This is a genomic window from Photorhabdus viridis, assembly GCF_040256935.1.
Classification (GTDB): Bacteria; Pseudomonadota; Gammaproteobacteria; order Enterobacterales; family Enterobacteriaceae; genus Photorhabdus; species Photorhabdus viridis.
Genome location: NZ_JBEJZY010000057.1, coordinates 1 through 26,257 on the forward strand (window position 1 = coordinate 1; position 26,257 = coordinate 26,257).

General features: G+C 41.6%; 28 protein-coding genes and 1 pseudogene. 14 read left to right on the forward strand and 15 right to left on the reverse strand.

Annotation, left to right across the window (positions count from 1 at the left end; translation table 11 throughout):
* Positions 1 to 48: 48 nt before the first annotated feature.
* The 4 genes from ABR397_RS19620 to ABR397_RS19635 form a co-directional block, all read right to left on the reverse strand.
* Positions 49 to 822, reverse strand: coding sequence for a hypothetical protein (locus ABR397_RS19620; protein WP_350307208.1), 774 nt, complete (start codon positions 820 to 822; stop codon positions 49 to 51).
* A gap of 101 nt (positions 823 to 923) precedes the next feature.
* A complete protein-coding gene (locus ABR397_RS19625) occupies positions 924 to 1,697 on the reverse strand; it encodes a hypothetical protein (RefSeq protein WP_350307209.1) in 774 nt (257 codons plus the stop codon).
* Positions 1,694 to 3,616: a lipase family protein gene (locus tag ABR397_RS19630; protein WP_350307210.1), complete on the reverse strand. Its 1,923-nt coding sequence runs from the start codon at positions 3,614 to 3,616 to the stop codon at positions 1,694 to 1,696. Before ABR397_RS19630 ends, ABR397_RS19625 begins: the two co-directional genes overlap by 4 nt.
* A 100-nt stretch (positions 3,617 to 3,716) precedes the next feature.
* Positions 3,717 to 3,866: a PAAR domain-containing protein gene (locus ABR397_RS19635; protein ID WP_350307211.1), complete on the reverse strand. Its 150-nt coding sequence runs from the start codon at positions 3,864 to 3,866 to the stop codon at positions 3,717 to 3,719.
* Positions 3,867 to 4,360: 494 nt separating this feature from the next.
* On the opposite strand from ABR397_RS19635, the gene ABR397_RS19640 reads away from it, so the two are divergent.
* Entirely contained in the window at positions 4,361 to 4,969 is a 609-nt protein-coding gene (locus tag ABR397_RS19640; protein ID WP_350307212.1) for a CDP-alcohol phosphatidyltransferase family protein, read from the forward strand.
* 217 nt (positions 4,970 to 5,186) lie between these two features.
* Here ABR397_RS19640 and ABR397_RS19645 read toward each other — a convergent pair whose 3' ends face one another.
* The 4 genes from ABR397_RS19645 to ABR397_RS19660 all read right to left on the reverse strand — a co-directional run bounded on the left by ABR397_RS19645 (position 5,187) and on the right by ABR397_RS19660 (position 8,198).
* The gene (locus ABR397_RS19645) at positions 5,187 to 5,804 is read right to left on the reverse strand and encodes a plasmid pRiA4b ORF-3 family protein (protein ID WP_350307213.1); all 618 of its coding nucleotides are present in this window, start codon (positions 5,802 to 5,804) and stop codon (positions 5,187 to 5,189) included.
* A gap of 26 nt (positions 5,805 to 5,830) precedes the next feature.
* Positions 5,831 to 7,078, reverse strand: a complete 1,248-nt coding sequence (locus tag ABR397_RS19650; protein WP_350307214.1) for a type II toxin-antitoxin system HipA family toxin — start codon at positions 7,076 to 7,078, stop codon at positions 5,831 to 5,833.
* Positions 7,071 to 7,406, reverse strand: a complete 336-nt coding sequence (locus ABR397_RS19655; protein WP_350307215.1) for a helix-turn-helix domain-containing protein — start codon at positions 7,404 to 7,406, stop codon at positions 7,071 to 7,073. Before ABR397_RS19655 ends, ABR397_RS19650 begins: the two co-directional genes overlap by 8 nt.
* 219 nt (positions 7,407 to 7,625) lie before the next feature.
* A complete protein-coding gene (locus tag ABR397_RS19660) occupies positions 7,626 to 8,198 on the reverse strand; it encodes a tyrosine-type DNA invertase (RefSeq protein WP_350307216.1) in 573 nt (190 codons plus the stop codon).
* A 684-nt stretch (positions 8,199 to 8,882) separates the two neighbouring features.
* On the opposite strand from ABR397_RS19660, the gene ABR397_RS19665 reads away from it, so the two are divergent.
* The 10 genes from ABR397_RS19665 (at position 8,883) to ABR397_RS19710 (ending at position 16,656) form a co-directional block, all read left to right on the forward strand.
* Positions 8,883 to 9,422 (forward strand): fimbrial protein, encoded by a 540-nt coding sequence (locus tag ABR397_RS19665; protein WP_350307217.1) that lies wholly within the window; start codon positions 8,883 to 8,885, stop codon positions 9,420 to 9,422.
* Positions 9,423 to 9,504: 82 nt separating this feature from the next.
* Positions 9,505 to 10,056, forward strand: coding sequence for a fimbrial protein (locus ABR397_RS19670; RefSeq protein WP_350307218.1), 552 nt, complete (start codon positions 9,505 to 9,507; stop codon positions 10,054 to 10,056).
* A gap of 19 nt (positions 10,057 to 10,075) precedes the next feature.
* The gene (locus ABR397_RS19675; RefSeq protein WP_350307219.1) at positions 10,076 to 12,631 is read left to right on the forward strand and encodes an outer membrane usher protein; all 2,556 of its coding nucleotides are present in this window, start codon (positions 10,076 to 10,078) and stop codon (positions 12,629 to 12,631) included.
* A gap of 105 nt (positions 12,632 to 12,736) precedes the next feature.
* Positions 12,737 to 13,486: a fimbria/pilus periplasmic chaperone gene (locus ABR397_RS19680; RefSeq protein WP_407072891.1), complete on the forward strand. Its 750-nt coding sequence runs from the start codon at positions 12,737 to 12,739 to the stop codon at positions 13,484 to 13,486.
* 136 nt (positions 13,487 to 13,622) lie between these two features.
* Positions 13,623 to 14,189 (forward strand): fimbrial protein, encoded by a 567-nt coding sequence (locus ABR397_RS19685; protein WP_350307220.1) that lies wholly within the window; start codon positions 13,623 to 13,625, stop codon positions 14,187 to 14,189.
* Between the two features lie 13 nt (positions 14,190 to 14,202).
* A complete protein-coding gene (locus ABR397_RS19690; protein WP_350307221.1) occupies positions 14,203 to 14,694 on the forward strand; it encodes a fimbrial protein in 492 nt (163 codons plus the stop codon).
* An 11-nt stretch (positions 14,695 to 14,705) separates the two neighbouring features.
* Positions 14,706 to 15,251, forward strand: a complete 546-nt coding sequence (locus tag ABR397_RS19695; RefSeq protein ID WP_350307222.1) for a fimbrial protein — start codon at positions 14,706 to 14,708, stop codon at positions 15,249 to 15,251.
* Between the two features lie 36 nt (positions 15,252 to 15,287).
* On the forward strand, positions 15,288 to 16,103 hold the full coding sequence (locus ABR397_RS19700) for an MrpH family fimbial adhesin (protein ID WP_350307223.1): 816 nt from the start codon (positions 15,288 to 15,290) through the stop codon (positions 16,101 to 16,103).
* A gap of 30 nt (positions 16,104 to 16,133) precedes the next feature.
* On the forward strand, positions 16,134 to 16,439 hold the full coding sequence (locus tag ABR397_RS19705) for a helix-turn-helix domain-containing protein (RefSeq protein WP_031281449.1): 306 nt from the start codon (positions 16,134 to 16,136) through the stop codon (positions 16,437 to 16,439).
* 52 nt (positions 16,440 to 16,491) lie between these two features.
* Positions 16,492 to 16,656 (forward strand): hypothetical protein, encoded by a 165-nt coding sequence (locus ABR397_RS19710; protein ID WP_350307224.1) that lies wholly within the window; start codon positions 16,492 to 16,494, stop codon positions 16,654 to 16,656.
* Positions 16,657 to 16,671: 15 nt separating this feature from the next.
* On the opposite strand, the gene ABR397_RS19715 is transcribed toward ABR397_RS19710, so the two are convergent.
* Genes ABR397_RS19715 through ABR397_RS19730 form a run of 4 tightly spaced genes read right to left on the reverse strand, consistent with a single transcriptional unit; the run spans position 16,672 to position 19,121 of the window.
* The gene (locus ABR397_RS19715) at positions 16,672 to 17,148 is read right to left on the reverse strand and encodes a DoxX family protein (protein ID WP_350307225.1); all 477 of its coding nucleotides are present in this window, start codon (positions 17,146 to 17,148) and stop codon (positions 16,672 to 16,674) included.
* 1 nt (position 17,149) lies between these two features.
* Positions 17,150 to 17,899 carry an HvfC/BufC N-terminal domain-containing protein gene (locus ABR397_RS19720; protein ID WP_350307226.1) on the reverse strand — a complete coding sequence of 250 codons (750 nt, stop codon included), beginning with the start codon at positions 17,897 to 17,899 and terminating at the stop codon, positions 17,150 to 17,152.
* The gene (gene bufB, locus ABR397_RS19725) at positions 17,868 to 18,791 is read right to left on the reverse strand and encodes an MNIO family bufferin maturase (RefSeq protein ID WP_350307227.1); all 924 of its coding nucleotides are present in this window, start codon (positions 18,789 to 18,791) and stop codon (positions 17,868 to 17,870) included. Before bufB ends, ABR397_RS19720 begins: the two co-directional genes overlap by 32 nt.
* Positions 18,792 to 18,827: 36 nt before the next feature.
* The gene (locus ABR397_RS19730) at positions 18,828 to 19,121 is read right to left on the reverse strand and encodes a BufA1 family periplasmic bufferin-type metallophore (protein ID WP_350307228.1); all 294 of its coding nucleotides are present in this window, start codon (positions 19,119 to 19,121) and stop codon (positions 18,828 to 18,830) included.
* Between the two features lie 486 nt (positions 19,122 to 19,607).
* Here ABR397_RS19730 and ABR397_RS19735 point away from each other — a divergent pair, with 486 nt between their 5' ends.
* Positions 19,608 to 19,769 carry a hypothetical protein gene (locus ABR397_RS19735; RefSeq protein WP_350307229.1) on the forward strand — a complete coding sequence of 54 codons (162 nt, stop codon included), beginning with the start codon at positions 19,608 to 19,610 and terminating at the stop codon, positions 19,767 to 19,769.
* 134 nt (positions 19,770 to 19,903) lie between these two features.
* Positions 19,904 to 20,926 (forward strand): Fic family protein, encoded by a 1,023-nt coding sequence (locus ABR397_RS19740; protein WP_350307230.1) that lies wholly within the window; start codon positions 19,904 to 19,906, stop codon positions 20,924 to 20,926.
* 138 nt (positions 20,927 to 21,064) lie between these two features.
* Here the strand turns inward: ABR397_RS19740 and ABR397_RS19745 are convergent, their stop codons facing one another.
* The 3 genes from ABR397_RS19745 to ABR397_RS19755 form a co-directional block, all read right to left on the reverse strand.
* Entirely contained in the window at positions 21,065 to 22,819 is a 1,755-nt protein-coding gene (locus ABR397_RS19745) for a GH39 family glycosyl hydrolase (RefSeq protein WP_350307231.1), read from the reverse strand.
* Positions 22,820 to 23,118: 299 nt separating this feature from the next.
* The gene (locus ABR397_RS19750; protein ID WP_350307232.1) at positions 23,119 to 24,867 is read right to left on the reverse strand and encodes a GH39 family glycosyl hydrolase; all 1,749 of its coding nucleotides are present in this window, start codon (positions 24,865 to 24,867) and stop codon (positions 23,119 to 23,121) included.
* A 570-nt stretch (positions 24,868 to 25,437) separates the two neighbouring features.
* Positions 25,438 to 25,974, reverse strand: coding sequence for a substrate binding domain-containing protein (locus tag ABR397_RS19755; RefSeq protein ID WP_350307233.1), 537 nt, complete (start codon positions 25,972 to 25,974; stop codon positions 25,438 to 25,440).
* Between the two features lie 11 nt (positions 25,975 to 25,985).
* Between ABR397_RS19755 and ABR397_RS19760 the strand changes: the two are divergent.
* Positions 25,986 to 26,257 (forward strand): annotated as a pseudogene (locus ABR397_RS19760) (hypothetical protein); the annotation flags it as partial.

The window sequence follows — 26,257 nt, forward strand, 5'->3', positions numbered from 1 at the left end:
ATCCCTACCGCGTTATCTGTATAGCGTGTTAAGGTTATATTTTCCTGTTTATTTTTCTGGAAGTTTTGATGACGTTATTTTCCAGTAATCTATTGATTGCCGATTGAGGTCGATTCGGCCATTCGGATATTCAACCCATTCCCCCTTCCCGTCAGTTATGGTTATCTTCGGCATTTTGGTTTCATCCAGTTTAGGTTTAAAGATGATTTTCCATTCCGCCCCTGGAATTAATTTCAGCCTAAAAGGATATGAATCCACTACACCCTGTAAGAAAATTCTGTTTGGGAGCCCTTCAACCACTTTCAAAACAGGGTAAATAACTGGGCTGAAATCTATCGTATTCAATGCACGAGTCTCAGAGGCTTCAGAATAATTTGTTCGCGCTGCATCATTGATAAATGCGGTTAAACCTGTCCCCACATACGGCTCGGCATTTTTCATCAAATGGCTAACATCGGTATAACTTACTAATACAAAGGCCCGATTGATTTTCCATTTACACCAGCCTCCGCCGTTGGAAGGTAATTTCGCCTGAAAATAACCTGTTTGTGGATCGGCTTTTATATCCAGTCTGAGCTTATTATAGGTCGGCACTTTATGAGGTGACATACCTGCATCAAGTTCATATTCAAGACAATCTTTTGAAATATATTCTGCCGACACATATGGTTTTGTGTATTTCGGTGCAACACCTTCCACGGTTATCCACGGCCCCTTTCCAGTAGACGAAAAAGGAAAAAGCCAGTTAAAGAAGGTATCGCCTAACGCCCAGTAAATAAAATATGAAAATAACAATAACAGCGTGATTTTTACTATTTTCATACTGAGAGTTCCTTACCATCGCATTTCATGTTTATCATGGTCAATTACCCACGATCCCTACCGCGTTATCTGTATAGCGTGTTAAGGTTATATTTCCCCGTTTATTTTTCTGGAAGTTTTGGTGACGTTATTTTCCAGTAATCTATTGATTGCCGATTGAGGTCAATTCGGCCATTCGGATATTCAACCCATTCCCCCTTCCCGTCAGTTATGGTTATCTTCGGCATTTTGGTTTCATCCAGTTTAGGTTTAAAGGTGATTTTCCATTCAGCGCCCGGTATTAATTTTAGCCGAAAAGGAAACAAACCGACCACACCCTGTAAGGAAATTCTTTTTGGCCGCCCTTCAGCTAGTTTCAACACAGGGTAAATAACCGGGCTGAAGTCTATCGTATTCAATGCGCGAGTCTCAGAGGCTTCAGAATAATATGTTCGCGCTGCATCGTTGATAAAGGCCGTTAGACCTGTTCCTCCATAGGGTATAGCATCTTTCACCAGGTGGCTAACATCGGTATAACCCACGGACACAAACGCCTGATTGATTTCCCATTTGCACCAACCTCCGCCACTGAAAGGCAATTTCGCCTGAAAATAACCGGTTTGCGGATCGGCTTTTACATCCAAATCCAATACATAATAAGTCGGTACTTTAAACGGCGACATTCCTGCGTCCAACTGATACTCAAGACAGTTTTTTGAGATATATTCCGCGGATACATACGGTTTTGTGTATTTCGGCATGACGCCTTCCACGGTAATCAACTGTTCTTTTCCAGCAGACGAAAAAGGAAAAAGCCAGTTAAAAAAGGTATCACCTAACGCCCAGTAAATAAAATATGAAAATAACAATAACAGCGTGATTTTTACTATTTTCATACTGAGAGTTCCTTACCATCGCAGTAATGTTGTAAGGCCAGTGTTCCTTGCTCTTCCTGCTGGCTCACGGTCAGTGATTTTATTAACTGTTTGTCCATATCCAGAAAATAGAGGTTGCGGTAGTAAATATTATCAGGAATAAGCATCTTATCATTATCCATTTTTGCCTTAAATTGACGCTGACTGTCCTGATAAACCGTAATCTTATCCGGTTCGCATAACTCTCTAAGACGCTTATCAATATAACCGGCATATTTATACGAACTATGATGAAGAAAGCCTAATCCCCCTTTTAAATCAGCACTTCTGTTTTCAACAAACAGCTTGTCTTTTTCTTGTTGACTGAGCTGATTAAACAACGCATTTTGCTGCTCACCGGCCAGAGAAAAATCCTTTTCTGTTTCCGGGTTTAATTCAGGGATTAAATAGAGCTTTGTGGTGTTATTCAAGATTTCTTTAGCCACACCCGTTATAGGGGAGAGATTCCTGGCGGAAATCAGCCATTCCGGGCAACTGTTGGCTTGAAAAAAATGAACCACTTTACCATGATGCCAATAGATTTCTTGACTGGCTGTTGCTTGCTTAATGGCTTTAACAATCGGTGACGGAGACACCAGTTTCATGATTTCCCACTCGTACCCCGCCGGCGCCCAGTAATGGAAAAAACCATTATCCATATCCTGCTCAAAGGGCACAGCAGGAATGACGTCATCTTCATTAACATGGCGATAGTGAGTAATGGCAGACAACTCCTCTACTGCACTGCGGGTTAATGTTCTTGGCATCCCATAGCTGTAAAGGCAAGGATTGTGTTCTTTCAATTGAGCACTGTGCAGTAATGCCAATGCTCCTCCCAAGCTATGCCCGCAAATAAATAACCGTTTGTTTTTCACCAATTCTAAGATATCGCTGAATACTGTTATAGTTTTGGTTTTATCACTGGGAGCGATTAACTTTCCAACCAGACTAAATGCCTGCCAAAATCCTTTATGCACTTTACCACTGTGAATAAACCCGCTGCACAAGGCTTTCCCATCGTCGCAACTCAAACTTAACGGCTGAAAGGTGATATCGGTCAGGTAATTCTCCAGACTAATTGTACCTCGCCAGCTGACAAGAACATCACTGTTGCTGGCTACATAAAACAGTCGGGTATCACCCTGTTTATCTGCCGTTTTTGAATCAATAAACTCTACCCGGGAATAACGTTTACTGAACGGCACATCATAAACCACAGGCGTGGCCGATGCTTTTTCCACCTGATAAGGCCGCTTCGAAACATCCACCATCTGCCGATTAAAAAAGTGAGTCACAGAACCTTCAGTATCAACATCCCCACCGGCATAAGCCAACACACTCATCAAACTCTGGTTATACGCATTAACAATGGAATACTCTTTTTGATGATGTAGCTGTAATACCCAGGCCCGAAACGGGCATATTTCCAAAACATGTCGACAGTTTAGATGGCGGGAATAAAACCCTTTGGGTTCTGGATCTGGAAAATGATAGGGAGGCGGAATTTTTTTAGGATCATTCCAATCCTCAATCACCGGCAACCCATCACTAATCTGCCCGATAGTCACATAGTGATAGTGATGGCCTTCAGCTTCTGCTTTTGGCTTCACCATCGACGCCGCTTCACCGCGTATTTCCCGCAACGGCCGCTGTTCCATTTCATCGGCCAAAGCCTGGGCGCCGATATACAGTGTTATCGGATGGGGTGGCATCTCTTCTTCCCGGAATAATCCATTGCCATCGGTAACACCTTGACGTCCCATCAGAGGATTCTCGCAAATTTTCAAACGGTAAGGCATATTGATCAGAGGTTTCCCCTGTTCATCCATCAACTGAAATTCCACCCAGTTTTTCAGAATTTTTCTACAGTCAATATGATCAAGTGGGCCTAATTTGCTCATCGATATGATTTCCTTCTTTTAACATTACATATGGCACGCAGCCCGAACATCATCTCTTGACAGTCCCACAAGACCTCTCCCGTCTGACCATCAATCACCTTCACTCAGGAAAATCATCTGCAATTTTGTCGCGAAGACGGGAAGCGAACAGGGAATAGACCTGTATTGCTCGTTCAACATCCGGATCACCCGCTAAAACAGAGCCGCCATGAGAGGTTTTATCCCCTTGTTGTATGATATTTTTCAGCAAAAATCCTATTACCACAGACAAAAAGCACAGCTCATGCAGTGAGTAATAACAAATTGAACGACAGGAAGACAGCAATGTATTCCTATCGATTAATCCCTTTGAATAAAGGGAACAGAGGTTGAAATCCCTTTCATACTGTACATATGATGGAAATTTAAAGTAATAATTATTGAACTTTCATCAGATAGCAAGCGTTTTTCATAAATTTACAAAAATATAAATTTGTAAGAAATGGTAACAAACTGTAAGAAAGCATGACAGATTCAGTATACATTCGATTATCTTCAATCTAATAAACTATAAAACGGATAGCGACATACTATTTTATCAGAAAAATAATCCACGATAGATAAAAACATTTTTTTGATTTAATAGCGCCTCTTTCATTGTATTTTGATGAATCTGATTTATCTTTAATGATGATAGTAAAAACAATGAAAGTTATCGGCAACTTATACATTATTATTTAAGAAACTATTAACAATAGGTGAATTATGACGTTATATGATATAAAACCGAAGTTTCAAAAATTACTAAGACCTTGGGTGATACGCTTTTATCAACGTGGTGTTACTGCTAATCAGGTAACGCTGTGTGCAATGATAACCTCGGTGATTTTAGGCGGAATTCTGGCGTTTTTTCCTTATCCACATCTTTTTCTTCTCTTACCTCTTTTTCTATTTTTTCGGATGGCACTTAATGCTATTGATGGCATGTTGGCAAGAGAATTTAATCAACAATCCCGATTGGGTGCCGTATTAAATGAAATAGGCGATATTGTGTCTGATTTTGCGTTATATTTACCTTTTGCTCTTTTAGCGAATACATCACTTTGGTTAGTTATTTTTACTGTAATATTTGCCATATCTACTGAGTTTTGTGGCGTTGTTGCGCAGACCCTGACAGGAGTACAAAGTTATAAAGGGCCTTTAGGGAAAAGTGATCGGGCTTTCTTGTTGGGTGTTTATGGGATGTGTATCGCACTTTGGCCACAATCGTTGGTTTATTCCAATCATATTTTCATTACAGCAATATTATTGCTGTTCTGGACATGCATTAATCGTTGCCGGGATGCAATTAAGCAACCTAAACAAGAAGAATAACGATATATTTCTTTCAGGTCGCTATGGAAAGCGTGATGCTGTGTAAAGTGCTGGTGCAGTTTGACTGGGGGCAATCTGAAAGCACCACTGAAACTGCACTCGATACTGAATTATGTATCACCCATTCCGTGAGAAAAATAAGCTCAAATTAAGCACCAATGTCCGTGGTAGTGATTCATCTGAAACTTTTCTCTGTGATGATAAATTTATCCTATGATTAGTCCTCGTGATTCCATAAGGGATGGCTACGGTCCCGTGACCAGCGATAATAGAGCGCTAAAAAGGCATTAATATTGTCCGGATAGAATTGCTCTGGATCGAAATATTCATTTTCAGGCAAACCAAGCGATTCATTTATCCATCGCAGCGTTTCTTCATATTCCTCATGGTCAGGATCATTAAGTATTTCTATTAAATTTTCATAACCATAAATACCTCCGGTATCTTCAGGGGGGCATGCGCGGGCACCATCCAGACAGTAAAAAGGCAACGGAAGATCACTTTCAGGATAATGATTGTTTTCTAAAATAATTTCGTGTTCCCAGCTATCGCCAAAATCATAGATATAGCTAAAAGATCTCCCTTTTTGTTTAATCAGGTCAATCAGGCGATATGCACATTCTTCCTTTCCATTTGATGGGTCTTCTGGCATTTCTGTTAGTCGCAGTTTGCCAATATGAAATTCATGCAAATGGCTATCTTGCCATCCCATCACAATTTGTATGACATCATGCAGCCTATCGAGTGAGATAGAGGCAGGAACAACAAATTGCCGCCAAATAGCAGGTTGTGAGTCTGTGAGAGTAATTTTTAACTGATAGAATTTTTCGTTCATTATTGATTCTCCTAATAGTTATGGGATTATTCTTTCAACGTGTTCCATCTGTTGTCAATATTTCGTTGAATTTCTTTGGCTAAAATTGCTGGAATACCAACATGTTCTGCTTCTGTATGAAAATCTTTGGCTATGTCATAAATCTCAGCAGCTATATTCATCATCGCTTTTGCACCTGGTAATCCGGCCTGACCTGCCATTAATTCCATTGTCTGTTTTGTTATTTTCGAGCCATGACCATTGAAAGCTGTCATATGTTCATTATAGCTTGATGGACTATACATAATGTCGTAGAAAGGAGAGATACGCCAGTTATCATTGTCATCGGCCAGGAAAGCGAAGTTCTTTGCATGATCATCTTGGTTTATCATCAGATAGTTAAATATGGCTCTGTAGAGAAGTTTCTTGGCTTCATTAGTGTTACATAACATTCGGGTCGCTTTGATCAATTCGATATAATCCAGCGAAGGTTCCCTGAAAGAAGCATCCAGTAACCCACAAGCAGAAATCATATGAAAACGCCCTTGTTCACCTACACAGTCAAAACGGGATTGCTGTAACCAATATTGCCCATTCCCGGCATCAAATAACTCAAAATCGGAAACTTCAATATTTACGCGTTCTGCTATTTTCATATAGGTATATTCAATAAGGCTTTCATGATGCCCTAGCGCAAATTTTTCTGAGGTTAATTTGATAATCAGTTTTTCGCCAATAGCATCTTGTTTTGTGGTAAAAGTCCCATTTGCCAGTTTGGTTACATTAAGTTTTGGTCTTGCGCCACCTGAACTCCCTGCGTTCATTAGGTGTGCTATTAGGTGAGATTCCGTTCCTTCAAATTCTTTAATGGCTTCTTTACCTAATGTAATGAGTTCTATATCTTGATATTTGTCTCTGTTTTCAATTTGTATTTCAGGCTCATAGGATAAAGCGCCAGGGCCGCGATTTCCGATAAACGCCAGTCTTTCCAGTGCTGTGATATTTTGGGGAACATAACCATTTTGGCGGAAAACTCGATCCATCAAATATAATCCCCATCCATCAGGCAAGCTATCACCAAAAACGCCATGTAATCCGTAGTGAGGTTGATTTGGTGCTTTTTGCAATGAATCATCGAACTCGAGATTAAATGGAGCAATAGAGCTTTTATGTGCTGATAAATAATTATCATCGTATTGAAAGTAAACTCCACTGCTGTTTTCAGCTAATTTACCAACGTTCTCAACGTTTCCATTACTGAATCTGCGCTTTACCAGTAAAGGGATATTAAGCATGTTTTAATACCTCTTCGATACTTTGGGGATGGTGTTTTATTTTGGTTATCTGATGAATATCATTGAGATTGCACAGTGCATCATAAAGCATTAAGAATTGTCTTAAAGAAATATTACCTGTTGCTTCAAATTTTCGAATCGTACTGTTGGGTACACCGGAGTGTTGCGCTAGTGCCTCAACGGATAACTTACGGTTTTTGCGAACTTTCTTCAGATATGTCTTAAACGCAATCTGAGTGTCGTATGGGGTATTTAATGATAGCATTTCAGCACCTATTGAATTGTAAATATTGCCACTATGATAGCAAAAATAGGATGTTTTTGCCATTTTTTGCCATCATAGTGTCAATGTTGCTATGGTGAACGCCAGAGCTTTTAGATCTTATGGATTAAGGACATTATTTATCTTTGATTTTTATCCTTTGTTTCGGTTAATTACAAGAAATAATAAGCCGCATCGTATGATATAAATAATTATTTTAGCGAATGAAAAACCCTCATCAGTACATACATGAATGAGGGTTTTTTATAAAAAGAAATATTGAGATTAATCGAGACCTTTTAAAGGTGTTTCCCATATTCTGGAGAACCGTTTTACATTGCTTGCTGTATAAATAACGGTATGGGATATATTTCGGTGGCCAAGATAATCCTGAATAAGGCGTGTATCTCTTCCGAGATCAGCGAGAGCATAACCGCAGGCATGTCTTAACATATGTGGGTGAGGTGAAATATTCACTAATGCTTGTCTGCCATAACGCTTTAATAAACCATAAACTTGCTGGCGTGAAATAGCGCCGGATTTTTGTGATAAAAAGACCCACGATGTATCTGATTCCCTCCACTGTCGCCTGATATTAAACCATTTATTTAAAGCATCAATTTCTTCTGGCACCAGTGGATGCGTTGTTGATAATCCTCCTTTTAGTCGTCTTACATGAATAATTCCTGAGTCAAGATCAAGGTCTGATAGCATTAGATTACATAGCTCACTGACTCGAAACCCATGAATGAAGCACATGAGTATCATGCAGTAATCTCTCTCAGCATGACGACCTTGACGTGCTTTTTCTAAAATCGCATTAATTTCATGTCTGGTTAAGAATTTACGCTTCTTCATGAAAATAGTTCCTGTGAAATCAGAGCAGATAGTTATCGACAGAAAATAATATTAATCTACCGGAATATATCAATTAATAGAGCTTTTATAAAATTATTAGCTAGCAATTCTATTTATTCGTAACAAAATCTATAAATACCATTTTCAGATAGTCACAAATAGTCACTTTTTAATAGAAAATATCAGCTTGTAAACTTTGCAATTATATATTTGGAAATTATTAGACAACAAAAAGAAACTAAACAGAATGCACCAAACTGTAAATATATTCCTACAAAACCACCTTTTAAGTCAAATTTAGTGTAATTCCAAATTGCCAATACTTAACTATTTATAATATATAGATTTTCTTGGATAGTTTTTACTATTTCTCATAACTAATATTAATTAGATTGTAAAATCTCAGTCAATTCATCTGAATTCAATCAAATACTAATTAATCACTTAGATTATTAATTTGAAATAATACTAAATTTTAAATTTTTACTCCGAATTACTATGTCTTATTAGTATTTTTAACCAAATAAAACAGTTTGGTGCATTTTGTTTGGTTTTAAAAAATATTAATCCGAAATTTTTAAACCCTATTTTGTGCCGGATATCGAGTGCATGGATCAGGAATCCTGCGCAGCTATTTTTTATGGTTATGGGTATTTTATCCTTAAATTCAAGGAATTAATTCACATGAAATTGAATAAATTGGTTATGGCTCTGGGATTGGGCATGGCTTTGGTCGCAAGCTCTGTCAATGCGGCTAATCCTAGCCAAGGTCACGGAACGGTAACTTTTACGGGTTCTATCATTGATGCACCATGTTCCATCACCCCTGAAACAGTTGATCAGGTTGTACCACTGGGTTCTATCTCTAACGTTTCTTTGAAAAACGGCGGTCGTTCTTCTTCTAAGTCATTCAAAATTTCTTTAGAGAACTGCACAACTGAAACGATAAATACAGTAACAACCACGTTTATCGGCGCCAAATCCAGTATCACTGGCGGTGAGGGTCTGCTGGGTATTGAAGGATCGGCTAAAGGCGCAGGCATTGCGATCACCGATGGGGGCGGCAATAGGATTAAACTGGGTACCCCTTCTCCTGCCATAGCACTGCATGATGGTAGTAATGATCTGAACTTCGCTGCTTATCTTCAGGGTGATACCGGACCTGATGCAGTTGTTCCGGGGGATTTCACCGGAATTGCTAATTTCCAACTGACTTATCAATAACTCTTTCATGCATGGAAACGCCTACAGGGAGGCAGGTGTTTCCTAATCAAAGATTTTGAATAAGTTTGGCCGGAGAGAAGTCATGAGCCGATATTCTGCCGTTGTTATGGCGCCCTGCCTGCTAATGTTTTCCTGCATTACTGTCGGCGCTGAAGCGACTACTACACGAGGAACGCAAGGGCATGGCCGCGTTAGCATGCAAGGCGCCATTATTGATACAGCCTGTGCGATTGACGCAGGTAGCCGTGACCAGACGATTGAGTTAGCTACGATTCCGGTAAACCGGATAGTACATGATGGGCAGGGGCCTGTGCGCCCCTTTTCCATCCGCTTGATTAATTGCGTACTGACCTCTGCCACATTGGGTAAGTCTGACTGGCGTCACTTTCAGATGATGTTTGACGGCGTTCCGGATGGGAACAATTTTCGATTGGATGGTGCGGCACGAGGTGTTGCATTGCAAATTACTGACACACTCGGCAATCAGGCATATCCGGGAACGCCATTACCGGTGGAGGATTTACAGGAAGGGCATATGACTCTTAGTTACGCGATGCGATTGGTGGGTAATCACCAGTTATTGCAGGCGGGGCAGTATCGAACCACTGTCCGGTTCAGGCTGGATTATCACTAATCATCGATCAGGGAATGTTATGGCTTTGTTTTTTGGTTTGACCGCTGAACATGACAGGGTGGTCTCAGTTCGGTGTGTTCTTAAACCTTTTACTGTTTTGGTACTGCTTGCTTTGGTTGGGACTCATGTTGCGTATGCGGAAGAAGAAATTGAATTTAATACTGACGTATTGGATGTTCAGGATCGTTCGCGGATTGATTTAAAAGAGTTTTCCCGTGCTGGTTATATTATGCCGGGGGATTACCAGATGATGATACGCCTGAATAAAAGCGAGCTGTCTGAGATGCCGGTGACTTTTATGGCGCCACCGGATGATCCGAAGGGCAGTATGGCCTGTCTGCCGCCTGATCTGGTGAAGCAGTTGGGACTGCGGGCGGAATGGGAATCAAAGATTAGCTGGTGGAACAATAATCAATGCCTGGAGATTAAAACGCTGCCAGGAATGATGGCGCGCGGCGATTTGAGCAGCGATACGTTATATCTGAGTGTGCCGCAGGCTTATCTTGAATACAGCTCATCAGATTGGGACCCGCCATCACGTTGGGATGACGGGATTTTGGGAATGATGTTTGATTATAACGTCAACGCTCAGGTATCTAAGCCAGCGAAAGGAAATGAGAATCATAATATCAGCGCCAACGGCACAACCGGGATAAATTTTGGGGCGTGGCGTCTGCGGGCTGATTGGCAGTCACAATATAACCACACCACTGGCCAGGCAGGGAGTACAGAAAGAAACTGGGATTGGAGCCGTTACTACATGTACCGGGCGATACCGCATTGGCAGGCCAAACTGACACTGGGTGAGGATTATCTCAATTCAGGTATTTTTGACAGCTTTCGTTTTACCGGAGCAAGTCTGGTGACAGATGACAATATGTTGCCGCCAAACCTGCGTGGTTATGCGCCGGAGGTGACTGGCGTGGCGAAAACCAATGCCAGAGTGACCATCCGTCAGCAGGGCCGGGTGTTATATGAAACCCAGGTTGCGCCCGGCCCATTCCGTATTCAGGACATCAATGATGCGGTCAGCGGCAAACTGGATGTACGGGTAGAAGAACAGGATGGTGGTATACAGGAATTTCAGGTCGATACAGCGAGCATTCCTTACCTGACCCGTCCGGGCCGGGTGCAGTACAAACTGGCGGCGGGTAAGCCGACCAATTGGAAGCACCGCAGTGAGGGGAATAGTTTTGGGCTGGGAGAATTTTCCTGGGGGATAAACAACGGATGGTCACTGTATGGAGGGCTATTGGGGGCCGGAGATTATAACGCGCTATCGTTGGGAATAGGGCGTGATCTGATGGCTTTCGGCGCGTTGTCGTTTGATGTGACAGAATCCCGTGCCCGCTTACCGGATGAGGGTAAAACTTTGACCGGCGGCTCCTATCGTCTCAGTTATTCCAAGCGTTTTGAGGAATATGACAGTCAGGTGACGTTTGCAGGTTATCGCTTCTCGGAACGTGACTTCATGAGCATGAGCCAGTATTTAGATCGCCGTTATCACGACGGGGATACGGAGAGCAGTAAAGAACTTTACACCATTATGTTGAATAAACAGTTCACAGATTTGGGGATCAGTACTTATCTGAACTACAGCCACCAGACTTACTGGAACCAGTCGAACAATGATCGCTACAACATATCGGTATCACGCTATTTCGGTATTGGAACCATTAAGAACATTAACCTGAACCTGTCCGCTTATCGTAATAAATATGAAGGTAAGAATGACGATGGTATGTACCTGACGTTATCCCTGCCGTGGGGGAATTCAGGAACAATCAGTTATAACGCAATGGTCAACCGCAAAGGTAATTCCAATACGGTAGGTTATTACGACCGGATTAATGAAAACAATAGCTATCGTTTGGCGGCGGGCTCCAGTATTGACGGCAAGGCAGCGGCTAACGGCTATTTAACACATTACGGCGATCTTGCCCAACTGACGACAAGTGCAAGTTATCAGGATGGGCGTTATACCTCAGCGGCGCTTGCTGTCCAGGGTGGGGTGACTGTCACGTCAGAAGGTGCGGCACTGCATCGCATCAATACGCCGGGTACGACGCGTCTGATGGTGGATACCGATGGTGTAGGGGGTGTCCCGGTGAAAGGCTTCGGTGCGATTACCCATACCAATATGTTCGGTAAGGCGGTGATCTCTGATGTAAACAACTATTACCGCAATAGTGCGAGTATTGATTTGAATAAGCTGCCGGACAATGTGGAGGCAATACGGTCGGTACAACAAGCGACACTGACGGAAGGGGCGATTGGTTACCGTAAATTTCAGGTGATATCCGGTGAGAAAGCGATGAGCATGATCCGTTTATCGGACGGGAGTGCGCCTCCGTTTGGGGCCACCGTATTAAATAAGGATAAACGGGAGATCGGCATCGTCAATGATGGTGGGAGTACCTACCTGAGCGGGATAAATCCGGGGGAGAAACTGGATGTACGCTGGGATGGGGAGTTGCAGTGTGTGATTGAACTGCCGCATGAATTACCAATAGTTGAAGAGATGGCCTCGTTATTACTGCTCTGCCAGTTGGTCAGCGGTAATAAACAGCCATAGTTTCAACTGACAGGCAGCGTGAAAACCTTGTTGCTGTCACCGGAACTTATCGTGGTGACCCGTAATGACGCTGAAATGACATATTCTGAGAATGAGTAATTGAGCATGAAATTGAAGAAAACAATGAATGCAGTAACGATCGCCGCCCTGAGTTTGTCAGCGGTCAGTGAATCAATGGCTGCCATTGCACTGGATCGTACCCGGATAGTGTTTAATGGTGAGGATAAATCCACCAGTATGGATATCAGCAACCAGAACAAAGAGTTGCCATATCTGGCTCAAGGCTGGATAGAAGATGAACAGGGTAACAAAATCAATGGTCCGTTAGTGGTGACACCGCCGGTGCAGCGAGTGGAGCCGGGGACGAAGAGCCAGGTGAAAATACAGTCACTGCCAGCAATAGCACAGCTGCCACAGGATCGGGAAAGCCTGTTCTATTTTAATTTGCGTGAAATCCCGCCACGCAGCAAGAAGCCGAACACATTGCAAATTGCGCTGCAAACCCGGATAAAACTGTTCTATCGGCCGAAGGCGATTTTTGCCAGTCGCACTGATCTGGATAACCCATGGCAGGAGAAGATGACGCTGACACGTCAGGGGGATCAATATCAGGTGAACAACCCGACTCCGTATTACATCACCGTGGTGGATGCGTCGAATCAGCTTAAAGGGAAGAGCGTGGCGGATTTTAAGCCGTTGATGGTGGCGCCCAAAAGCAGTGCGGTGCTGAATGGAAGTGCGGGGGCTTTAGGAAGTGCGCCGGTACTGACCTATATCAATGATTTTGGCGGCCGGCCGCAACTGACGTTTAGCTGTGCAGGAAACCAGTGTCAGGCGGCTGAACATTCGTCATGACGAGCGAAGCCGCGAGGAGCGACGATGAATATAAAACGGGCAGGTCGCGCACTGGCGATCTTACTGACGCCGGTGCGAACGCCGGGAGCATTGGGGATCGGGCATTACTGGGCCGTGGTAGATTTTAGGGTGAATTATGACTAAGTCTCTGCGAATAAAAGAGCTGTACCGCAGGCGAAAAAAATGGGTTGTATTACTGCTGGGTTGTTTGCTGAGTGCAGGCGCCCAAGCTGATTTACCGACAAACAGGGTAAACGTTGCAGCAACGCCGTTTAATAGTCTTTCGGGTAAAACGCCGGTCAATATATATGGTGTCGTTATCGCTCCTCCACCTTGTGTGATTAATAATGGTAATACTATTGATGTGGATTTTGGTGAAGTGATGATTACCCGTATCGATGGAGTTAATTACATGAAGCCGATTAAGTACACGGTGAAATGTGAAAAAATGCCGGCCAATGTGATGAAGATGATGATATCGGGTAACACCGCCAGTTTTGACCGGGCAGTGTTACAAACCAATCATACCGGGCTTGGTATTGCGGTTATTCATAACGGACAGAAATTACCCGTCAATGACTGGATGAAATTTACCTACCCGGATTTTCCTGAGTTACATGCGGTGCCAGTAAAAAATATGACTGCGGTATTGAAAGGCGGTGGTTTTGGCGCAGCTGCCACGATGATGGTTGAATACCAATGAACAGGAGACACTGATGAAGCATTTGATTTATCGTGCTTTCTGGACGGTTTGCCTAGAATTGATCAGCGTGATGCCGGGGCAAGCGGCGGATAATATGTGGTTTCACGGCACACTGCTTGAACCGCCTCCTTGCATCATTAATAACGGTAATATGATCGATATCTATTTTGGTCATAACGTTGGAATAAATAAGGTGGATGGGGTGAATTATACCCAGCCAGTGAATTATCAATTGGTGTGTGCGCCTAATGTTTCAGACTGGAGTTTAGGATTGACGGTGATTGGCCCACAGACTTCATTTGATGCTGCTGCTTTGAAAACGAATATCACCAATTTGGGTATTCGTCTGACTTTGGATGGTAAAGCATTCACCCTTAACAAGCGTATTCCGGTGACATCACAGAAATTACCGGTGATACAGGCTGTGCCGGTGAAAAAGCCGGGAAGCACATTACCAGAAGGGGAATTTGAAGTGACGGCGACGTTACTGGCGGAATACCAGTGAAAGGAAAGCCAATGAACTATTTCAAGTTATTCGTGTTACGCGTTGGTTTTATGATTGTTGCTACTACAGTTTATTACAATCAGGTGGTACAGGCTGCGGATAATATGCGTTTTTACGGCGCATTGGTTGAAGAACCCTGCACGATTAAACCGGGTGATGAAGATATCCGGCTTGATTTGGGCACGATTGCTGAAAAATATTTGTATATGCATGGCAGGACCAATAGTGAGCCTTTTCAGCTCAGGTTGTCTGGCTGTGATATGAGTGTGGGGAAATCTATCAAACTGACATTCAGTGGGGCAGAAAACAGACAATTGCCGGGTTTGTTAGCATTAAGCACAGGTAGTCAGGCTTCTGGAATTGCCATCGGTATCGAAACAGCAGAAGGCAAACGGTTGCCGTTGAACAGGGACGGAGATGTCTATCCGCTAAAAGAGGGTGAAAACATGATTCTCCTGAAAGCGTATGTGCAAGCTGAACCGACAGCGCTGGCTAACCAGACGATTAAACGGGGCGCGTTTCATGCTATTGCGACATTTAATCTCAACTATGACTAATCAAATAGTTTTGGTTTTATTTTATTAGGTAAGTAAATGAAAAAATTATTCTCTGCTTGTCTGGTATTTTTATCTCTGTTCTCATCAGGTGCTGCGGCATCAATATTTTCATATATCACTAAATCCGAGGGTATTCCTACAAATGCCTATTATACTTTTGTCATTGAACGTTGGGACCAAGAAAACGATTTTACGCCAAATCCTTGTTATGGTTATTCCGCATGCTGGATATCGGTTAACCATCGCCATTTTGCTGATGGTTATTCAGGGCAGCCTTATAGGATATTTAATACTCGCGTGGAAAGATTTAAGACAATGAAACAAGTGCAGGCGGAAATATTGAAATATACCAGTTTTCCGATCACCGGAGTTGCAAAACATTTTGGTCCTGCTATTCGGTCTCATCAGGAATGTGTCGGGCTATTTTACGAAACCGATCAAAATGGCTTTCATGGAAGATTGTTGCCTGGATCTTTATGTGGCGTCGCACCACCGCCGATAGGCTTTTGTCAGGTCAGTGAAGGCTCAGTTGAGCTTGATTACGGTAGTATTGATGAAGCAGAACTAGAAAATGCAACCAAAACGGGAAATATCAATGTGACCTGCAATGTAGATATAAATATTGTCGTAATAGCGACGGGCCTTAATGGGGAATTTGTACCTTTGAGAAATGATGGTAGCTTGAAAGCTAAATTACTATTAAATGATAAAAAAGGTGAAGACGGCGTTTCTGTGTTTGTACCGGCGGGAGGAAATGTACCCATTACAGTGAAATCAATTTTACAAAAAAATGGCAGAGTAGAGGCGGGACCTTTCTCAGGATCAGGGACAATAATTTTGGCAATGCCATAATAAGGGTGTTTTTTTAAGCTAAAGGCTGGGATGAAAATGAAACAAGATCATCTATTAGTAGGGAAGCGTATTCAGAAAAGAAGGAAAGAATTGGGCATGACCGCTGTAAAATTGGCGGAAAAAATAGGTATTAGCCAGCAACAACTCTCACGTTATGAGAGAGGGATAAACCGCATTAATTTATCCCATCTGGTGCAGATTGCTTCAATATTGGAGACACCGATAAACTGGTTTTTCCTTGATTGTTGTTATCCTGCAACCAATAACAGCATCAATAAATTAACAGACCAATATATCCCTATTGCGGAGGCCACATTGGGTAAATTTGGATGTTAACTGATCTCGGCTCCAATTGGGGGATCTATAAACCAGTTGATGACTGAGTTTCGTGACCGACGGAACGGTCACTTTTATGATTGCTAAAAGCGAACCCGATGTTGCATTTGCGAATGTGCGACGGGTGCCGAAAATTCAGACAATGGCTTGCCGACCTGCGCGCACTATCACTTCCGCATTCGCTCGTGGTGAAAACGAGAATCAAAATAAGGAATAACGCAGGGAGGGGAAATCAGGTGCAATAGCGGTAAATCAAACGATCAAGCGAAAACCTTCCGCCGCCATACGTCACCAGGTACAGCTGAGCCGTCAGCCAGGTAGCGTGGATAGGCCAGGCATCCGGGTAAACAAATATCTGAATCACCAGCGTCATCACCATTAATGCCAACGCGGAGAAGCGTGTCGCCAATCCGACAATCAGCAGCAGCGGAAACACATGTTCTGCGGTCACGGCCATGACGGCAGCCACATCGTGTGGCAGCAGCGGAAGCTGGTACTCGCTGGCAAAGAGCGACACGGCGCTGTCGGTAGCGCGCGGGATCCCCAGCTGCCAGGGCGTGTCTCCCAGAATATCGATGTTTAATCCCATCACTTTGCTTTGGCCCGACAGCCAGAATGTTGCGGCAAGGCCAATGCGCGCCAGAAGGGGGATAATACTTTCCTGCGCAATGTGTTGCCCCTTTAATACTAACATTTTGAGTAATGCCATCTTAGCGCTCCGTGTTGCTGTATAGAGAAAGGATCAGCCCATAGTGCTGCATGCGTTGTAAAATCGATTGAGGCTCAAAAGTCGCCTCCTCCCCAGCGGCAATCTCTAGGGCTTCGGCAAGACACCGACCGGACTGGAGCATGGCAACAAACTGCATTTCCGCACGGCTGAGCAACATTATTCGCACGTCGTCGTCAACGCGGCACAGCAGCATATGTTCTGGCTGGAATGGGTCCAGCGCCATCTCGTTTTCATTTTGTTGGTGTGCGGCCCACAGGCTGAAAACGGCATAATCTGAACTGAAAAGCCGTACCGAGGGATGAAGCGCCATCAACAACTGTGCGGGATCGCCACTAGGAGCCGCTTCTGCCGCCTGTACGGCAGGATCCGCCGCGTGCAGAGATTCAATAAACAACATTTCCAGCCGGGTGAGATCGCTCAGCCAGGGCCAATCTGCCAACGGCTGAAACGTCGCAATCCAGTCCGGCAATTGCGCGCCATAGCCTGCCAAAACAGGAGAAGAAGGCGGTTGTTGACGTATAAACTCCCCTGCCATCGCACGGAAAAAGCACTCTCCGAGCTGGGCAAGAAGGACGGGGCAGTTTTCGGCCAGTGCGTCAATCAGCGACGCGATGACATTATTACGATAAACCGCAAAACGTACCGCCGGATCGCTACCATTCCAGGCTGTCAGCCCCTTTGGTACCGTGAGGTCGGGGTCAAGAAGCGCCTGATACAGCTGTTGTTGCATTTTTCGTGCTCTCCGTAATGTAATGTTGGGCATGGCTGGCTTCGTTCAGCAACACGTCTAATGGTGGAATATTGCTGTCCCATTCGATCAGGGTGGCGATCGGCCCCGTTTCACGCAGGGTCTTGTTATAGAGATCCCAGACAGGCCCGGTCACATGACTGTCATGTGAATCAATCAACAGCCGATCGCTTGCCCCATCGCGGCTTTCCGTATAGCCCGCCAGATGAATTTCACCGACACGGTGAAGTGGCAGCTCGAATAGCATCTGCCTTGGGCAATGATTATGGTTGACGCCGCTGATATAGAGATTGTTCACATCCAGCAGTAGTCCGCATCCGGTGCGGCGTATCACCTCGGAGATAAAGTCAGTCTCGCGCATGGTTGAGGCACTGAACTCGATGTAGGTGGCCGGGTTTTCCAACAAAATAGGGCGACGCAGTGCATTCTGTACCTGATCGACATGTTCGCAGACCCGCGTCAGCGTAGCGTCCGTGTAAGGCAGCGGCAGCAGATCATTGAGAAAGAGATCGTTGTGCGTCGACCAAGCAAGGTGTTCAGAAAAAACGGCCGGCTGGTAGCGTTCAACCAGCGCGGCAACACGTTGTAAATGGGTCTGATTCAGAGGATTTTCGCCTCCGATGGACAGGCCCACACCATGAATAGATAGCGGATAATCCTGGCGAATGATGCTCAGTGCCTGATGAAACGGCCCTCCCGCAACCAAATAATTTTCCGCATGAACTTCAAAAAAACCAATGTCAGGTTTATCGCGCAGGATAACGCGAAAATGCTCCGGCTTTAACCCGATCCCTGCTCTGACCGGGAGCTTGTTTAGTATCAAGAAGTCAGGAGCTTCACGAGAGACGCGGTGTAAGGGCAAGGAAATTGTCATCGTATGAGCTCCTGTATGATGCCTGAATTACCTTTTTTATTTAACTTTAAACGCGTCCAGTTGACCAAAACCGGTCGGGGAGGTTGGAGACTTCATTTTTACACAGGAACCCGCGGGTACCATTTTCCAGGCATTGCCCTGATAATCTGTTTTGGAGGTACCAGCACAGGTGGTGCCTGCACCGGCTTTACAATCGTTTTTCCCTTTCAGAGAAACGCCATAGCATTTCTCCGTTTTGCTGCCGGAATCCGCCATTGCTGAAGAACTTACCGTAATCAGTGCGCTGCCTAAAGCCAGGGCCAGTAATGCTTTTGTCGTTTGCTTAGTCATGAAACGTTCCTTTTACTTATGTGGAAAGTGAATTACTACTTCGCTGAAACAAGCATTTGTTTCACTCAATTAGTCGCACTGCACAGCAATTTCTTACAGCGGACATGAGAAAAAAATGATTTTTTTACAATTGACTGATTTTTAATGATTTATTTTTTTGTGAATCAAATATCAGTTCGTACAAAAAACAGACTTGAGCTAGGATAATTTCCGCTTTCTAAGCGCACCCTTAAGTGCAAGGAAAAGTGTTACTAAAAGAAATGGCGTAACTTTCAATAAAATCAGTTTCTGATCTGGGGTAAAAACCGAACATTAGAGTTATTTTTGTTCAGTTATCGTCAACTGCCGAGGCAGTATATGGAAAAGTTCATAACTTAAAAGATATTTTTTGTATTTTTTTGTAAAAAATTACGCATTTTTTTGATCTCAAAAAGAAATTATTTCTTATATTACGAATATCCCCGTTTCTTAGGCGTCATCTCCTCAGTGATACAAACAGGATTACGAATTGAACAATTTAATGAATACCCTTACTCAAATGGATGGGGTGGATTTGAAGGAATGCATAATATCGGTGGCGGCAAAATGGTACAACCGGAAGGAATGCCCCGTATGCCGCTGATGTATGGTGTGCTGGCAGGAAAATAATCGACAATCCGTGTAACAATCGCCAGTCTGTTGCTCAATATCATCTTACTGGCGATAATACCGATGCCTTTCAAAACCCAATAACAGAATTAAAGCTATTTACCATAACCCTACAAATCCAATTAAGGTGTTCAATGAATTCGGCGCAAAAAGGTTATCAGCCACCTTTCTCAATTACAGTTAAAATGATCCAACTAGTCGCTGAAATCAGTGAGAATATCGGACGGTTAAGTACAGAACAGGAACGAGCAAAAGCTTTGCGATTGAGACGTATAAATCGGATACGAACAATTCACGGCTCACTGGCGATTGAAGGTAACTTACTTGATGCAAGCCAAATCACAGCAATTATTGAAGGAAAGCGAGTCATCGCACCAATCAGCGAAATACAGGAAGCACATAACGCTATTTTAGCTTACGAGCAGCTCCATCATTGGCACTTCACATCAGAACAGAACTTACTGGAAGCCCATTTTGTTCTGATGAAAGGGTTAATAGATAGTGCAGGTGGTTATCGGCACAGTGGTGTTGGTGTTATGGATGGAGAAAAAATCATTCATATGGCTCCACAGGCAAACCGGGTTCCAAAACTGATGGCGGATCTTCTTTACTGGCTGAACTCTACGGATATTCATCCACTTATTGCCAGTTGTATTTTCCATTATGAATTTGAATTTATTCACCCGTTTGCTGATGGTAACGGCAGAATGGGCAGATTATGGCAGACATTAATCTTAAATCACTGGAACTCATTATTTGAATTCATTCCAGTTGAAAGTCTGGTTTACAAGCATCAGGCTGATTACTATCAAGCCATTAATCTCAGTACCCAACAAGTTGATTGTGCACCCTTTATTGAATTTATGTTGAGCATGATACGTGACGCAATTCTGGAATCTACCCATCAGGATACCCATCAGGCTACCCATCAGGCTACCCACCAAGTTAGACAATTAATTATGGCGTTGGAAGGAGAAATGAATCGTGAGCAACTTCAGTTAGCGCTTGGATTAAAAGATCGTAGCTCATTCCGTCTACGCTATCTGCAACCCACACTGGAAGCTGGATTGATTGAAATGAGTCACCCAGAAAAACCCAGTAGTCCATTACAACGTTATCGTTTGACAGAAAAAGGGTTGCATTTAAAACAACAATAAATTAATTCTCCAAACTATTCGTTATTATTAAACAGGCTCTTCTCAGAGCCTGACAGGTTAAAATAATTTTATTCCTTGATTTAACTTATTAACAAAACAGGAAAGAAATTTGCCATAACATTTCCATTTTATATCAAACTAATGATAACTGAACTCTAATGAATATAATGTCACCGTTGAAGGTTTTGCCATTTTATCCACTAATGTTAATTTATTATTAGATATAGACACCGTAATCTGGTTAGTTATTTCTGGTGGTCGCATTCGTTCTAAAGATCCTCCTTCTTGAATACGGTATGCTTTAACTTTCACTTTCTTACAACCGATATTATCAATCACTACAGTCACACCTTGGTCACTATAAGTATAATCGCGACTTTTAGGTCTTAAAAGAGTATCAATTGGGATTTGTTGTACAGGGTCATTTTGTACTACGGCATTATTAGGATGAATTGTCGTAGGATCAATACCACCAAACCATTTATTTTTACTATAGGTATCCGTTAATTGGTCCAATGATCGGCTGCTATCAAAATAGTATTGTCGATATAAGTCCGCAGGAACTGGCGCTACATTACTATCTGAAAAACTCTTGTCCACTTTATAATTTGCTGCAAGAATATTAATTCTATTACCTGATTCATTCTCGGTTGCTAAAACCGTTAAACCCGTTGAAAAGTCTTTATGACTACTCAGTATATAAGGTGTTTTTAACATTTTGGCAAAAAGGCCAAAAGATTGAGCTGAATAGGTACAAAAATTTCTGACATTTAGATTTTTAGGGTTAGGTTGATCATTAAACAAACCAAAAGATAAACCATCCCCCCGATAATAATGCGCCAAGTCAACTTTCGTATATTGCATATAAATAAGCGACGAAGCGATATATGCTGCATTTTTAGCACTCTGCACTTTTGTAAATGTATTTCTCGACCCAAAAGGACTGGAATTCCACTCAGTACAAATACTTTCTGTCTTGGTAAAGCCATAAGTATGCAAACTTTTTTGAATCGTATTACCCATATCAATAATGTTTTGCGGATCTCCAGTATCAACGTACCCATGCCAAGAAAAGAAATCTAACGGTACATTATTATTCTTACAATATCGGAAAAAACCATCAATATAATCACCGCCTGCATTATTACTAAACGAAATACCAGCACCACCGACTTTAGCATCAGGATCAACAGCCTTAATCACTCTCACTACTTTTTCATATAATGCATAATATTTTTGTGGATCATCACTATTCCAGAAAAATAGTAAATCAGGCTCATTCCAAATCTCCCAATAAATTATTTTTTTCGGTATTCCAATGTTAGCATAGTTTACAGCATAACGATTCACCAAAGCTTTAACTAATTTTGCGTAAATATCAAAGTCTTCTGGTATTTCATAACCGCCATCAAGAGAACGCCCGATACGAAACATGATTTGGCGCTGAATATTATCTGGATTCAGATCTGCTTGATTATTCAGAACATCGCGCAGATAAGCATCCGTCATTTCATAATTAGCATCTTTTAATGCAAGATTAACATCATGATTTCTCATCCCAATAGCAGCATTGGGAAAAATACTTCTGACATTTGCAATATCAGCGACAAGTTTTTTAGCCGCTGGGTGATTTTCCTCTGGAACATTGACAATCATTTGATTTTGATTATTTTTTCTGTCCACCTGGAAATAATTATCCATATCGCCAATACCAAAACCATCATGAAGCCGGAGATGTTTGATTCCCATCTGATTAAACTGATCATCTAAATCAGGGAATCCAGGCGCTAGAGATTTAGGCAACCCATTCACACCATTAACTTCCTTAAGAAGTGAGCTATGCCCAGCAGATAAATCTCGATAATTCTTATTAAAATAAAAAATTTTAGTCATAATAAACCTCTATATTAATTAATAATATATATCTTTATAAATAAAAAACATCATAAGATAAACACACCTTTCCAATAACTTAACAAAAAAAATAAAACCGAACACATAGACAACAATAAAATACCAACCTTAATCACACTTTAAAATCATTATCTGCCATTCTCATCCCGCTTCATTAAATAATTATATTTTTATAAATACCTCAACAGATAAAATAACATCCTCAACAAAACCACAATGATTTTATTTAATAAAAAATAGATAAAAAAACCATCATAGTACTTTAATTTTATACTAAGTTAATGATGACTTAGCTCTAGTGAATATAATGTCACTGTTGAAGGCTTTGCCATTTCATCTACCAATGTTAATTTATTATTAGATATAGACACAGTAATTTTACTGGTTACTTCTTGTGGTGTCATTTGTTCCAATGTTCCCCCTTCTTGAATACGGTATGCTCTAACTTTAAATTTTTTATAACCTATATGATTAATTAATACAGTAATACCCTGGTCGCTATCAGTATAATTACGATTTTTAGCTCTCAACATATTATCATCAGGAAATTCATTAATAACCTCATGTTGCACCACCACATTATCAGGGTGAATTGTTGTTGGATCAACACCACCAAACCATTTATTCTTACTCCAGGTATCGGTTAATTGATTCAGTGATCGGCTAGTATCCAAATAGTATTGTTGATATAAATAATCAGGTGCCGAATAGCCGTCTGCAAGACTCCGGTCAACTTTATAATTTGCGGCAAGGATATTAATTTTATTGCCTTCACCATTCTCAGTTGCCAAAACAGTTAAACCTGTTGAGAAATCCTTGTTACCACTTAGGATATAAGGTGTTTCAAACATTCTGGCAAAAAGACCAAAGGATTGAGCCGAATACGTACAGAAATTTTTAACATGTGGTTTTTTAGGATTAGGTTGATCATTAAACAAACCAAAAGATAAACCATCTCCCCGATAATAATATGCCCTGTCAATTTTCATATATTGCATATAAATAAATGTGGAAGCAATATATGCCGCATTTTTAATGCCCTGCACTTTTGTATATGTATTTTTCGTCCCAATAGGGCAGGAATTCCACTCAGTACAGAAACTTTCTGCATCGGTAAAACCATAAGTCTTCAAACTTTTTTGAACCGTATTCCCTACATCAAGGATGTTTTGCGGATCTCCAGTTTCAACGTATCCATGCCAGGAAAAGAAATCCAGCGGCACATCATTATCTTTACAATATCGTAAGAATCCATCAACATAACTCTCTAATGCATTATTAACAAACACAATACCAGCGCTACCTACTTTGACAGAAGGATCAACAGATTTAATTATTCTTGCAATTTTTCCATATAATTCATAATACTTTTTAGGATCATCACTATTCCAGAAAATCGATAAATCAGGTTCATTCCAAACCTGCCAGTAGGTTATTTTTCTAGGCAGGCCAATTTTGGCATAGTTTAAAGCGTAGCGATTCACTAAGGTACCCACTAATGTTGCATAAACATCAAAATCTTGTGGTATCTCATGACCACCGCCAAAGGAACGGCCGATACGAAACATGATTTGTCGTTGAATATTACTTGGGTTTAGCTCCGCTTGATTTCTCATAACATCACGCAGATAAGCATCAGTCATTTTATAATTAGCCTCTTTTAATGCAAGACTAATATCATGATTTCTCATCCCGGCAGCAGCATAGGGAAAGATACTTCTGATATTTGAAATATCAGCGATAAGTTTTTTAATCGCGGATTGATTTTCTTCTTCGGCATTGAAAATAATTTCATTTTGATTATTTTTTCTGTCCGCCTGGAAATAGTTATCCATATCACCAATACCAAAACAATCATGGATCCGGAGATGTTTAATTCCCATCTGATTAAACTGATCATCTAAATCAGGGAAGCCAGGCGCCAGAGATTTAGGCAACCCATTCACACCATTAACTTCCTTAAGAAGTGAGTTATGCCCAGCAGATAAATCTCGACAATTCTTATTAAAAGAAAAAATTTTAGTCATAATAAACCTCTATATTAATTAATAATATATATATTTATAAATCAAAAACAACATCAGAGAATAAACATATATTTATGAAACTTCAATAATAATAAATGAGGCGAATACTTAGATAATGGTTAAATATCTCTTTTAACTATTCATTAAAGTTATCAACTATTAATTTACATTTGATTTACTAACCAATTAATCATATTGATATAATCATCAACAACAATAAGAACAACACTGTAATTTACCTGACAATATCAGGATTAAAGTAATCACAAAAATAAAGTTCCCAGTAGTAAATTGACGTTACTAATAATCATAAAATAGCACAAAGTAAAACCATATAGTCATTAAATCTTACCAACAAATATACAATTTCAAGTCATTAATATATACTGAAAATATACTTTCCATGTTAATCATTTAATAAAACCCCTTGCGGTTTTAAATTATTTATTACTAAGAAATATAAAAAACAAATGACTACATTCATAATAATCGAACGGCTAATTGCATTATCTATAGAAAAAATTACCAGATAATAATAAAAAATCACCAAAGCTAAATCTCCCTGGCAAATCACTCCTGCAATAGTGATATAAATACCGTTAATTTTGCTGGCGGGTGAGCAAGCGCCCGCAATAAATAGATACCATCCTTACGTTCATCAGGATCATTGAATAATGCAACAAGCCCTTCAGAACGAATATCCGACGAAACAACCCAATTAGGAAGAAGCCCTACTCCAAATCCAGTGACGGCGGCCATTCTCAATGTGTCAAAGTCATCACTGCGAAAAATTCTGTTCTCATTGCTGAGATTGATAGCATCCTGATAGCGTGACCAGCAAACGCCAGCAGGATCGTGATTTTTATCAAGCAAATAATGGTTAGATAACTCAGAAAGTGTTGTCGGAGCCCCGCACTTCTGGATATAGCCTGGACTGGCGCACACAACCCAAGTCTGGGTGGCTATCCATTTTGAGTAAAGCGAGCTATCTTTTAATTCACCGACCCGAATAACCGCATCGAGACGATCCCGGACGGGATCAGTCAAACGCTCTGTTTGATCAAGTTCAACCTGAATTTTTGGATATTGGGTGAATAGTTCTTTCAACAGAAGCTGCCATGCCCTGTAGACGAGCAACAGCAGAAAAACTCTGTGAACGGGCAACATTTGAACTTTCTAATGAATTAGCCACTACATTACAGGTTACTCCTGCGTTTTTTGAAACCCAAGAACAATCTCCTGTGAATGAGGAGATTGTTCATTTCCGTAAACGCAGCGCAATTAGCGAAAAACGCCGTAAACCCTCGCCCAGTGCGGGCGGGGATATAAGGCGAAAAGCCCGCAGGGCTTTAAAGATCAATCTGGCGTTGACTGACTCTGAACGTAGGCT